Origin of the sequence: Variovorax sp. IB41, assembly GCF_016405905.1 — a bacterium.
Taxonomy (GTDB): Bacteria; Pseudomonadota; Gammaproteobacteria; order Burkholderiales; family Burkholderiaceae_C; genus Variovorax.
Window position 1 is genome coordinate 29652 of sequence record NZ_JAEFCB010000002.1, and the last position, 11575, is coordinate 41226.

The 11575-nt window shown below is 69.0% G+C and carries 10 protein-coding genes; 4 read left to right on the forward strand and 6 right to left on the reverse strand.

Annotated features, from left to right (window positions below; translation table 11 throughout):
• The first annotated feature begins 3 nt into the window (after nucleotides 1–3).
• The 4 genes from JC881_RS06785 to JC881_RS06800 are packed head-to-tail and all read left to right on the forward strand — an operon-like array spanning nucleotide 4 to nucleotide 3621.
• A complete protein-coding gene (locus tag JC881_RS06785; RefSeq protein ID WP_198784946.1) occupies nucleotides 4–1230 on the forward strand; it encodes a COX15/CtaA family protein in 1227 nt (408 codons plus the stop codon).
• Nucleotides 1227–2132 carry a heme o synthase gene (cyoE, locus tag JC881_RS06790; protein ID WP_198784947.1) on the forward strand — a complete coding sequence of 302 codons (906 nt, stop codon included), beginning with the start codon at nucleotides 1227–1229 and terminating at the stop codon, nucleotides 2130–2132. Before JC881_RS06785 ends, cyoE begins: the two co-directional genes overlap by 4 nt.
• 19 nt (nucleotides 2133–2151) lie before the next feature.
• A complete protein-coding gene (locus JC881_RS06795; RefSeq protein WP_198784948.1) occupies nucleotides 2152–2757 on the forward strand; it encodes an SCO family protein in 606 nt (201 codons plus the stop codon).
• A gap of 12 nt (nucleotides 2758–2769) precedes the next feature.
• The gene (locus JC881_RS06800) at nucleotides 2770–3621 is read left to right on the forward strand and encodes a DNA alkylation repair protein (protein WP_198784949.1); all 852 of its coding nucleotides are present in this window, start codon (nucleotides 2770–2772) and stop codon (nucleotides 3619–3621) included.
• A 47-nt stretch (nucleotides 3622–3668) separates the two neighbouring features.
• On the opposite strand, the gene rpoH is transcribed toward JC881_RS06800, so the two are convergent.
• The 6 genes from rpoH to JC881_RS06830 form a co-directional block, all read right to left on the reverse strand.
• On the reverse strand, nucleotides 3669–4610 hold the full coding sequence (gene rpoH, locus JC881_RS06805) for an RNA polymerase sigma factor RpoH (RefSeq protein ID WP_198784950.1): 942 nt from the start codon (nucleotides 4608–4610) through the stop codon (nucleotides 3669–3671).
• 106 nt (nucleotides 4611–4716) lie between these two features.
• Nucleotides 4717–5637, reverse strand: a complete 921-nt coding sequence (locus tag JC881_RS06810) for a LysR substrate-binding domain-containing protein (protein WP_198784951.1) — start codon at nucleotides 5635–5637, stop codon at nucleotides 4717–4719.
• A gap of 116 nt (nucleotides 5638–5753) precedes the next feature.
• Nucleotides 5754–7904 carry a phosphocholine-specific phospholipase C gene (locus JC881_RS06815; RefSeq protein ID WP_198784952.1) on the reverse strand — a complete coding sequence of 717 codons (2151 nt, stop codon included), beginning with the start codon at nucleotides 7902–7904 and terminating at the stop codon, nucleotides 5754–5756.
• A gap of 43 nt (nucleotides 7905–7947) precedes the next feature.
• On the reverse strand, nucleotides 7948–8217 hold the full coding sequence (locus JC881_RS06820; protein WP_198784953.1) for a hypothetical protein: 270 nt from the start codon (nucleotides 8215–8217) through the stop codon (nucleotides 7948–7950).
• Between the two features lie 12 nt (nucleotides 8218–8229).
• A complete protein-coding gene (locus JC881_RS06825; RefSeq protein WP_233101632.1) occupies nucleotides 8230–10494 on the reverse strand; it encodes an alkaline phosphatase family protein in 2265 nt (754 codons plus the stop codon).
• A gap of 117 nt (nucleotides 10495–10611) precedes the next feature.
• Nucleotides 10612–11499 carry a LysR substrate-binding domain-containing protein gene (locus JC881_RS06830; protein WP_198784954.1) on the reverse strand — a complete coding sequence of 296 codons (888 nt, stop codon included), beginning with the start codon at nucleotides 11497–11499 and terminating at the stop codon, nucleotides 10612–10614.
• Between the last annotated feature and the right edge of the window lie 76 nt (nucleotides 11500–11575).

An 11575-nucleotide genomic window follows, 5' to 3' on the forward strand; every position in this document is an offset into this window, starting at 1 on the left:
CCCATGACGGACACGAGCTCCCTGTACGACCTCGCACCGATCGCCTGGCTGATGGCGGCCGGCGTGCTGATCGCGCTCGGGCCGCTCATCTGGGTGTGGCGCCGCAACGCGGGGCACGGCCCGGCGCGGCGGTTGCATGCGCTGACGGTGCTCACGCTGTTCCTCACCTTCGACCTCACGCTCTTCGGCGCCTTCACGCGCCTGACCGATTCGGGCCTGGGCTGCCCCGACTGGCCCGGCTGCTACGGCAATGCCAGCCCGGTCGGCGCGCGGCACGAGATCGCGATGGCCCAGTCGGCCCAGCCGACCGGGCCGGTGACGCACAGCAAGGCGTGGGTGGAGATGGTCCATCGCTATCTGGCGACCGGCGTGGGCGTGCTGATCCTGACGCTGGCCGGTGCGACCTGGATCGTGCGGCGGCGTCAGTCGCGCCAGCCCGCGGCGCCGACGGATGGCGACCATGCCACGCTCAGCGCATGGTGGCCGGCGGCGACGTTGGTCTGGGTGTGCCTGCAGGGCGCTTTCGGCGCGATGACCGTCACCTGGAAGCTCTTCCCCGCGATCGTCACGTTGCACCTGCTCGGCGCCGTCGTGCTGCTCGCGTTGTTATGCATTCAGGCGGTTCGCTATCGACAGGTTGCCGCAGACCGTTTGCCGACCCCGGTATCGCCGATGCTGCGCAACGGCCTGATCGCGACCACCGTCTTGCTCGTGCTGCAGATCGCGCTCGGCGGCTGGGTCAGCACCAACTACGCGGTGCTGGCCTGCACCCAGTTCCCGACCTGCCAGGGCAGCTGGTGGCCGCCGATGAATTTCGCGCAGGGCTTCGAGATCTGGCGCCACCTGGGCGTGACCGGCGGCGGCCAGCCGCTCGATTTCTCGGCGCTCACCGCCATTCACTACGCGCACCGGTTGATGGCCTACGCGGTCTTCGTCGCGCTCGGCGTGCTCGCCTGGCGCCTGCGCCGCAGCGACACGCTGCGCCCGCAGGCCCATTGGCTGGCCGGCCTGGCGCTGCTCCAGCTCGCCACGGGCCTGGGCAACGTGCTGCTCGGCTGGCCGCTGGCCGCAGCGGTGCTCCACACCGGCGGTGCCGCGGCGCTGGCCGTGGTGCTGACCTGGGCGCTGTGCGAGAGCCGCCGCGAGGCCGCCGCAACGGCCACGGCGCGTGCCGACGACAATGCACGCGGTACCTCCACGACCCCCACCTCGAAGAAAGCCCCTGCGTGAGCACCCCGATTCCCGTTCAGCACACCAGCACCGCGAACGTGCTGCGCCAGTTCTACGCGCTGACCAAGCCGCGCGTGGTGCAGCTGATCGTGTTCTGCGCGCTGATCGGCATGGTGCTCGCCGTGCCCGGACTTCCCTCGTGGTTCGACGTGCAGCGTGCCGTCCTCGCGTGCATCGGCATCTGGCTGGTGGCCGGCGCGGCGGCGGCGTTCAACTGCCTGGTCGAGAAGGGCATCGATGCCAAGATGAAGCGCACCGCCTGGCGGCCCACCGCGCGCGGGCAGCTGAGCGACATGCAGGCGCTGGTGTTCTCGGCCCTGTTGTGCGCGGCCGGGTCGGCGCTGCTTTGGTTCACGGTCAACCCGCTCACGATGTGGCTGACCTTCGCCACCTTCGTCGGCTATGCGGTGATCTACACGGTGATCCTGAAGCCGCTGACGCCGCAGAACATCGTGATCGGCGGCGCCTCGGGCGCGATGCCGCCGGTGCTGGGCTGGGCCGCGATGACGGGCGACGTGGGCCCCGAGGCGCTGATCCTCTTTCTCATCATCTTCCTGTGGACGCCGCCGCACTTCTGGGCGCTCGCGCTCTACCGCGTCGAGGACTACCGCAAGGCGGGCCTGCCGATGCTGCCGGTCACGCACGGCAACGAGTTCACGCGGCTGCAGGTGCTGCTCTACACCTTCATTCTTTTCGCGGCGTGCCTCATGCCCTTCATCTACGGCATGAGCGGCTGGCTGTACCTGGCGGTCGCAGTGGCCGTGAGCATCGGTTTCACGGGCTATGCGTTCGCGCTCTGGCGCAACTACTCCGACACGCTCGCGCGCAAGACCTTCCGGTTTTCGCTGATCCACCTGAGCGTGCTGTTCCTGGCGCTGCTCGTGGATCACTACCTCCATTGAATTGAACACTCCTCGTCCCATGAACAAGCGCAACGCTCTGAAACTGATCGCCGGCGGCCTGGCCGTGGCAGCGCTGGGCGTGGGGCTCGCGGCCTGCAGCGAGACCAAGCAGAGCTTCAATGCGGTCGACATCACCGGCGCCGACTACGCCAGGGACTTCTCGCTGAAGGACGCCGACGGCAAGGTCCGCACCATGGCCGACTTCAAGGGCAAGGCAGTGGTGCTGTTCTTCGGCTACGCGCAATGCCCCGACGTCTGCCCGACCACCATGACCGAGATGGCGCAGGTCAAGCAGCAGCTGGGCAAGGACGGCGACAAGCTGCAGGTGCTGTTCGTCACCGTCGATCCGGCGCGCGACACGCCCGAGGTCATGAAGGCCTACATGGGCGCGTTCGACCCGAACTTCGTCGCGCTGATCCCGACGGCCGACGAGCTCGTCGCGACCGCCAAGGACTTCAAGGTCTACTACAAGAAGGTGGACGGCAAGACGCCCACCAGCTATTCGATGGACCACTCGGCCGCCAGTTTCATCTACGACCCGCAGGGCCGGCTGCGGCTCTACGCGCGCTATGGCGCGGGCGTGCCGTCGATGGTGTCGGACCTGAAGACGCTGATCGGTTCCTGAGGAGGCCGGCCCGTGGACGCTGCTGCTGCCGCTGGCGTGGTCGTCGCATCGGTCGATCACCTGAAGGCGCGCAAGGGCGCCTTCCGCATCGCGCTCATTCCGCCCGAGGTGCTGCGCGCCCTCAACGACGGGCTGCTCGAGACGGTCAATCTCAACGAATTCATGGCGCTCGAGTTGCCGCAGCTGGCGCGCAGCATCGCGGGCCATGTCGGGCTCGATGGGGCAAGCGAACGGTTGGCCGACACCATCGCCATGCTCGGCGCCTTCAAGCCGATGCAGCGGCACACCCACATCGCCCGCGCGCTCTATGACCTGACAGCGCTTCATGCCGAGCGCGATGCCGTCGCGCACCGGCTGGCCACGCATGCGAGCGACGTGGCGCGCTGCTGGGCGGCGCAGTGGGTCACCCTCTCCGGGCTGCCTTTGCCGGCACAGCTCGAAGCCGTGCGCCGCTTCGCCGCCGATTCGCATTTCGGCGTGCGCGAGATCGCCTGGATGGCGGTGCGCGACGCGGTCATCGCCTCGCTGGATGAGGCGCTCGCGCTGCTGCAGCCGTGGGTGTTCGATGCCGACCCGAACATCCGCCGCTTCGCCAGCGAACTCACGCGGCCGCGCGGCGTGTGGTGCGCGCAGATCGAGGCGCTCAAGGCCGAGCCCTGGCGTGCCTTGCCGCTGCTCGAGCCGCTGCGGGCGGACGGCAGCCGCTATGTGCAGAACTCGGTGGCAAACTGGCTCAACGACGCGAGCAAGACGCAAGGGGAGTGGGTCGACAAGCTCTGCAAGCGCTGGGTCGCGGAATCGGACACCGATGCGACGCGATACATCGCGAAGCGGGCGTTGCGGACGCTGTCCAAAGGCCCATGAAAAAAGCCCGGCAGTGCCGGGCTTTTTGCTGGATGGAAGAGGGTGGCTTACGCGTAGTCGGCCAGTGCCTTCTTCATCTTCTTCATCGCGGCGACTTCGATCTGGCGGATGCGCTCGGCGCTCACGCCGTACACCGCAGCCAGGTCGTGCAGCGTCATGCCGCCCGAGCCGTCGTCGTTCACCTTGAGCCAGCGCTCTTCGACGATGCGGCGGCTGCGGTCGTCCAGCGCTTCGAGCGCGGTGGCGATGCCGTCGCTCGACAGGCGGTCGCGCTGCTGCGATTCGAGCAGGGCAGTGGGTTCCTGCGTGGCGTCGGCCAGGTAGGCGATCGGGCCGAAGGCTTCGTCGCCATCATCGGACGGACCCGGATCGAGCAGCACGTCGCCGCCCGACAGGCGGGTTTCCATCTCGAGCACTTCCTCGGGCTTGACGTTCAGCCGGGTCGCCATCTGCGACACCTCGTCGGGGCTGAGCGTTTCGCGGTGCGTGCCGTTGTCGGACGCAGCCGAGTCGGCCTTGAAGCCCTGCTTCATCGAGCGCAGGTTGAAGAACAGCTTGCGCTGGGCCTTGGTCGTCGCGACCTTGACCATGCGCCAGTTCTTCAGGATGTACTCGTGAATCTCGGCCTTGATCCAGTGCATGGCGTAGCTCACCAGCCGCACGCCCTGGTCGGGGTCGAAGCGCTTCACGGCCTTCATGAGGCCCACGTTGCCTTCCTGGATCAGGTCGCCGTGCGGCAGCCCGTAACCCAGGTATTGGCGGGAAATGGAAACCACGAGGCGCAGGTGCGAGAGGATCAGCGCGCCGGCGGATTCGAGGTCGTTCTGGTCGCGCAGCTTGCGAGCGAAGCCCTGCTCTTCTTCGAGCGTGAGCAGCGGCAGGCGGTTGGCGGCCGAAATGTAAGCATCCAGGTTGCCCAGCGGGGGGACCATCGACCATGGATTGGCGACGGCCAGCTGGTTGGCAGAGACTCCAGACAGCGTTGTCATCAGGGGAAACTCCTTTGTGTTGGCCATATTAGCACTCGGTTAGAGGGAGTGCTAAACCAAGGGTTCCCCTGGGTTTGTATCGGCTTGATAGTCAAAAACTACTACTTCAGTCGCCTGCCAGCCTCTTCGGAGGCTGCCGGACGCCCCGAAGTTTCGCCCGCTGGGCGGGCGAAGCCTCGATGGCCTCGAAGAAAGACGAGATCAGCCGGCTCTCGCGCCGCTCCCGCAGGCAGCACACGTGGATGTGGGTGGAGACGACATCGCCCTCGATGGGCACGGGCCTCAGCCGCGGATCGGGCACGTATTCCGACTGCGAGACCGTGCCGATGCCCAGCCCGCGCGCAACGGCCTCCCGCAGCGCCTCGCGGCTTCCGATTTCCATGGCGACCTGGACCGTCACGCCCTCTTTGAGCAATGCGTCCTCCAGCGCCTTGCGGGTGGTCGAGCCGGGTTCGCGCATCAGCAGCGGCTGCCCGGCCAGCTCCTTGAGCGCGATGGACTCGCGCTTGGCGAACGGATGCCCGACGTGCACGAACGCGATCACCGGATAGCGCGCATAGAGCTGCATGTGATAGCGCTCGTCGGGGAAACGGCTGGCCACCACGCCCACGTCGCTCACGTATTTGTCGAGCGCGTCCAGCACGACTTCGGAGTTGCCGAGGGTGACCGAGATCTTGATGCGCGGGTGCACCGCGTGGTACGCCTCGATCATCTCCGTGACATGAAAGGGGCCGACCGCGCCCACCTTGAGCGAGCCCCGGCGCAGCTTGCCGCTGTCGTCCAGCAGCGAGCTCATGTCGCCTTCGAGCGCGATCATCCGCCGCGCCAGCGGCAGCATCTCCAGGCCCAGCGCGGACAGTTCCACGCGCCGGCCCCGGCGGTGGAACAGCTCGGCGCCATACGCCCGCTCCATCATCTGGATCTGCGAATTCAGCGTGCTGTGGCTCATGCCCAGCGTGCGCGCGGCAGCGGTGAAGCCGCCGTCGTGGGCGACCGCGATGAATGCGCGAATCTGGTTGAGCGTCACTGGGAGGGGCCTTCCGGGTCAGCGGGTCGTGTGGAAGCGCGCCATGATGCCGGCCGATCGTGATGCCCGTGTGTAGGTCCGCATCCGTCGCGGCCGGCCCACGGCCGATCCATGGCCTATGCGGCCGCCACGCCCATGGCCGGATCGCTCACGCCGTCCTTGCCCGTCTCCAGCCTTCCTGCGAAGCGCCGCTCGAAGCCGGTACCCATCTCCAGCGTGAAGTCATACCAGCTGTGGGTGTCCGCCAGGCTCCACGAGGGCTCCACCTGCATGCCGGGCGAGACGGTGTAGGTCCAGGGGCCGTCGCCGCGGTACGCGTTGGCTCGCACCGTCACGGTCGCCGGGGCATCGCCCATGTTCATCACCGTGAGGTAGACCGAATTGCGCTCGGGGTCGTAGCACACGCGCACCTCGGGGTTCGGCCCGCTCGCGAGCGCCGTGAGGTCGCCCTTGAAGTGCCGGTGGTAACCGTTCGGACCGAGCACCCAGAGGCTGTACTTGCCCGCGTTGTCCGCCATCGCCTTCCACGCGTCGGAGATCATCTTGCCGCCCTCCACGGTGTAGCGCTTCGGGTAGCGCGTGAGGTTCAGCTCGTCGTACACGTGGAACACGGCGCCCTGCGCGCCGGTGTTGCTGAAGGTGAGCCACACCTGGCCGCCCACGAGGTCGACGTTGGCGCTGGTGTGCAGGCGGTAGGGGAGCGCCCGCGAAGGCCGCATCGCGAGCGGCTGCGACGGCAGCGGCACCGAGCCCGCCGCGGGCACCGGCACGCCGGGCGAGGCCACCTGCTGCGTATAGGTGGCGTCGGCCTGCGCCCGGGTGGGCGCGGGCACCAGCGCGGGCCGCGCGCCATTCGGGTTGCGGAAGTCGAAACACGACATCAGGTCGCCGAACGCCGCGCGGCGCCACGGGCTGATGTTGGTCTCGCGCACGCCGAAGCGCTGCTCCAGGAAGCGCAGCGTCGAGGTGTGGTCGAAGGCCTGGGAGTTGACCCAGCCCCCCACGCTCCACGGCGAGATCACCAGCATCGGCAGGCGCGAGCTCGCGCCGAAGGGCCGGCCGTCGGGCGTGCGCTGGCTCGAGTCGCCGGCCGGCGCGGGCATCGTGTAGTACTCGTTCGCGACGTCCACCGTCGACTTGCCCTCCAGGCTGCCGTCGGGGTTGCGCCACGGCGGCGCGGGCGGCGGCACGTGGTCGAAGAAGCAGTCGTTCTCGTCGAAGTTGATGATGAGCACCGTCTTGCTCCAGACCTCCGGATTGGCCGTGAGCATGTCCAGCAGCGTCTGGATGTACCAGGCGCCCTGCTGCGGCACCGACATGCTCGGGTGCTCGCTGTAGGCGCCGGGCGCGACGATCCAGCTGACCTGCGGCAGCGTGCCCGCGGCGATGTCGTCGGCCACGGCCTGCAGGAAGCCGCCGTCGGGCATGGTGTTGCCAAAGCCCTTGTACAGCGGCGACTGCGCCTCCATCGCCGGCGTGTACGTCGCGTTCGGCGAACCTTGCGCGCGCAGTTGCTCGTCGACGGCGCGGTACGACGCGAATGCGACGAGCTGGTTGTTGTTGCTGTTGTTGCCCGGGCGGTTGTAGACCTTCCAGCGCACGCCGGCCGCCTGCAGGCGCTCGGGGTAGGTGCTCCAGTTCAGGCCGTCGCCCGAGGGGCCCAGGCCCCCCCAGTTGGCGTTGGTCACGCAGGCGCGGCCGACCACGTTGGCGCCGTTCGTGCCGCTCCACAGGAACATGCGGTTGGTGAAGGTGCCGGTATGGATCGACGTGTGGTACGCGTCGCAGACCGTGAAGGCATCGGCCAGCGCGAAGTGAAAGGGCAGGTCCGACTGGCGCAGGTGGCCCATCGAGATCTTGGTGTTCTTGGCCTTGGGCCACGCGGCCATGCGCCCGCCGTCCCAGGCGGCCTGCTGGTCGCCCCAGTCGTGCGCGCCGCCCACGCGCAGCGCGTTGCCCTTGGTGGCGTCCAGGTAGAAGGGCTGCACGGTGTCGGCCGTGCCCTGCTGCAGCCACACCGGCTTGCCCGAGGCCATGGGGATGGTGAAGCGGTCGCTGAAGCCGCGCACGCCGGGCATGGTGCCGAAGTAGTGGTCGAAGGAGCGGTTCTCCTGCATCAGGATGATGACGTGCTCCACGTCGTTGATGGTGCCCGTCGCGTTGTTGGCCGGGATGGCCAGCGCGCGCTGGATGGCGGGCGGAAAGGGCCCGAGCGCGGCGGCGGCCGCGGCGGCGCGCAGGAGCGCGCGGCGATTCAATGAGGTCATGATGGCTGTGGTCTGCGTTGGGGTGGGGGCTTCGCCGGCGCCGTCACGGCGCGCAGTCGAGCCGCGAATTGGGAACGGGCGCATCGGCGCCGGCCTGCGCGCCGTTGCCGGGCGCGGGCGCCGCGACGATCGGGACCTGCGGCCCCGCGGTGCCGTCGCCCGTGGCGGCGGATGCGGCAGGAGGTACCGCCGGCCACGACGGGCCCGCGCTGCCGCCACCGCCGCCGCAACCGGCGGCGAGCGCGCACGCGATGCAGGCTGCCAGCACCGCTTTCGCGGCACCGCCGAATCCGGAAGGGAAATTCGTTGTCATCGTGCGTCCCTCTCAGTTGGCCGGCAGCGTCGACAGCGGCTTGTTCGACAGGAAGATCGACTGCAGCTCCGCGTCGGTCAGCACGCGGTTCCACATCGCCAGGTCGCCCAAGTGGTGCTGGTAGGTCGGCGCGGTCGCGCACTTGCCCGCGAAGTACGGCGGCGTCACCGTGCCGTTGCACTTGTTCATGAGGAAGGTGCCCGTGCCGTCGTCGCCGATGCCCCACTGTGGGAAGGGCGAGAGCTTCGTGAGGTCCACCGAGCCGGTCGACTTGCCCGTCGCCACGCGGTTGGTCGTGCCCGTGACCGGGTCGAACACGTACATGTTCATCGTCTTGGCCACGCCGTCGACCGAGAAGGCGATGTACACCCAGCGGTTGACGGTGATCTGCGTGTAGGGGCCGGTCGGTCCGTCCGCCCGCACGCCGCCGCCCGAGCCGATGTTGAACGCCACGCCGCACTGGTTGCCCGAACTGGCGAAGAGCCCGATCGCCACGCCTGCATTGCCGCCGCTCACGTAGCTCTTGTTGGAGACGATCGTCACGTTGTTGGTCGCCACGCACGACGGCGTCTTGAACCAGAGGCCGATGGTGAATTGCGGCGCGGTGCCCTTGGAAATGTCGAAACCGTCGGCCGGAACGAGTCGGTAGCCCTCGACGCCTGCGGTGGTGACGAAGTTGGTGTCGACCAGGAGGCCGTTCGTGCCCGGGAACGGACCTGGCACGACCAGGCCGGCGGCCGCGGGCAGGTCGCTCGCGGCCGGGCCCATCGTGCTGTGGCCCATGGCATCGACCGGCGGCAGCGTGGCGCTGAACGGGTAGTAGGAAACCAGGCCGTTGCGCAGCGTCGGCGCCAGCGGCACCGGCGGCACGTACGAGAGCCGCGGCGACAGGATGGACCGGGATGCCGCCGCAGCGCCGTCACCGGCCTGCACCGTGTAGTCGAACTGGAAGGTCCCCTTGGCCGCGAGCACCTGCGCGAGCTGGCTGTCGGTGTACGAGGCGGTGCCGGCCGGCAGGTTCGCGGCGATGACCTGGCCGTCGCGAAGGACGGTGATCGCGCCCGCCGAGGGCGCCACCCAGCTCAGCGCGACGGCCACGGTGGCGGAGTTGTCGTCGATGACCGAGGCCGCGAGCCGCGAGACGGGCTGCGCGCCGGTCAGCCGGCCGCCGTCCATGGGGCGGGCCTTGGCATCCGGCAGTGCGTCCAGGTGGCCGAGCAGCGTCGGCGCCAAGTCGGCGATGCTGGGGAACGCGTAGAGCTCGGCCAGTTGCTGCGGCACTTCGGCGCCGACGCCCATCGCCGCAATGTTCGCGGGCTGGTTCAGGCCGATGAAGGTGCTCGATTCGGGCACGAGCGGCAGGCCGTCGTCCTGGCTGTTCGCGCTCAGGCCGTGGTTGCCGGTCACCACGATGAGCCAGCGGTCGTTCGGATGCTTTGCGGCGGCGGTGGCGACGAGGGTGCCGACCGCCTTGTCCAGCGTGGCGAGCGTGCCCGCGTACTGGGGCGAGCCGATGCCGAAGTCCAGCGCCGCGTCCTTGGTCGCGCGGTACTGCGCCAGCACCATGGCGTAGTCGCCGCCGATGAGTCCGGCCGCCTGCGTGGTCACGCAGTCGGTGGCGGCCGCGTCCCTGGAGCAATCGGCCAGCGTGTCGAGGTAGCCGCTGTCGTGGTCGGAGGACAGCAGCTGCGCCAGCCCGGCCGAAGCCACGGCGGCGCCGTTCGCCGCGGCGTGCTTCGCCTTGGCCATCTGGAACACGGTGGCGCCGCGGATCGCCTGCTTGGGCGCCTCCGACATCACCTGGTGGCGCGCGCCCCAGGTGCCGGTCAGCAGCGTCGCCCAGCCGGGCATGTCCAGCGTGGGCTGCTGGCTCGGCGTGCCGGCCATGCCGCCGCTGTAGGCCAGGCGCGGCGTGAGCTTCGCGAGGTTCGGCAGCGTGCCCGCGGCGATGCCGCTGCGCACGGCGGCGTAGGTTGCGCCGTCCAGGTCGATGACCAGCGTGCGGTTCGCGGCGGGCGGTGTGCCGCCTGGGGGCACATCGGTCGGGGCGTCAGGCGCCGCGCCCGCGGGCGGCACGATCGGCGGGAGCGAAAAGCCGGCGCCGCCGCCGCTGCCGCCACCGCAGCCGGCGAGGACCGCGGCCAGGGTCACGGCAAGCGCGAAGGCGCGCGTGGATGTGGTGATGCGCCGGCGCGGGCCGCGCGCAGTTTCATGGGCCCGAGGCGCCTGCATGGCGGCGCCCGGAACGGGGTAGGGTGAACGTTGCTCGACAGACATTTTCGGCGGCCTCTGGTGATGGGGTGGCCGAATTACAGAAGAGCGGGGTGACGTGCCAGAGACGAAAGCCCACGGGTTTTTCGAGGGTCCTGTCGGTTTTTTCGTCAGGTCGGGCCGTCAGGGCGCGGCGTCGAAGACGCCTTTGCGCAGCGTCAGCGCCAGGTCGAAGAAGGAGGCCAGCACGCGGCTTTCGCGCCGAACCTGGAGGCAGTAAAGATAGGTCTGCGTGACCGCGGGATCGCCCTCGATGCGCACGGTGCGCAGCCGCGTGTCGGGAATGAATTCGGCCTCGGACACCGCGCCGATGCCGATGCCGCGCGCGGCCGCTTCGCGGATCGCCTCGCGGCTGCCGATTTCCATTGCGAGCCGGGGCCGCACGCCCGCGCGCTCGAACGCCTCGTCGAGCGCGCGCCGCGTGCTGGAGCCGCTTTCGCGTTGCAGCATCGGCTGCCCGTGCAGCTCCTCCAGCCGGATCTGCCCGCGCCCGGCAAACGGATGATCGCGGTGCACGAAGAGGATCAGCGCATGCCGCGCATACGGCGTGGCGCTGAACCCGGGCGCCTCGTGGAAACGGGCCAGCACGCCGATGTCCACGGCGTATTCCTCCAGGTCCTTGAACACCGAGGACGAGTTGCCCATGCGGATCGACACATCCAGGCGCGGGTAGCGCTTGCGGTAGGCATCGACCATCTCGATCACGTGAAAGGGCCCGACCGCGCCCAGCTTGAGCTCGCCCGACTGCAGGTTGCCGCTGTCGTGCAGGAGGTTGTAGGCGTCCACCTCGAGCGCCGCCAGCTGCCGCGCGACCGGCAGCAGGCGCTCGCCGACGCTGGTGAGCTCGATGCGGTGGCCCTGGCGATGGAACAGCACCACGTCGTGCTGGCGCTCCAGGGCCTGGACCTGGGTGGTCAGCGTCGGCTGGCTCAGGCCCACGGCCCGCGCCGCCGCGCTGAAGCTGCCGTGCTGGGCCACGGCAAGGAAGGCGCGAAGTTTGGTGGCTGACATCCATAGATTATTTGAATGGACATGTGACAAATCCGTGATCGATTTGATATGCCGGTGTCACATGGCGTTCTTAGCC